The organism is Ochrobactrum sp. SFR4 (assembly GCF_019730395.1).
In the GTDB taxonomy this organism is placed as follows: Bacteria; Pseudomonadota; Alphaproteobacteria; order Rhizobiales; family Rhizobiaceae; genus Pseudochrobactrum.
In genome coordinates this window covers 1-278 of sequence record NZ_JAAPBB010000710.1, presented here as the reverse complement: position 1 = coordinate 278, position 278 = coordinate 1, and the positions used below count along the sequence as shown (strand labels likewise).

Below are 278 nucleotides of genomic sequence, written 5' to 3'. Positions count from 1 at the left end.
ATGAATATCAAAGCGCGATGGTGTGCGGGCATAGGCTGCAAGGCCTGCAATAGCTGCCCGCGGATGGGTGATGACATAAATAGGGATGGATTTGAGAATAGACTGATGCGGCGCTTTATCTTCAAATGCTGCGCGGAAACTGCCGGTACGCATGGCAGAAAGAATACGCTGCGGTATGCCGCCGGACAGATAAACACCGCCCTGCGCCATGAAAATCAGAGCGAGATCACCCGCAAGACGGCCGAGATAAATCGCGAAAATCTCTAATGTCTCAATGG

At 52.2% G+C, this 278-nt stretch carries 1 protein-coding gene; it reads right to left on the bottom strand.

The window, feature by feature from the left end; genetic code table 11:
- On the bottom strand, nt 1–278 hold a 278-nt coding region (locus HBA93_RS20905; protein WP_221724551.1), incomplete at both ends, for a glucokinase.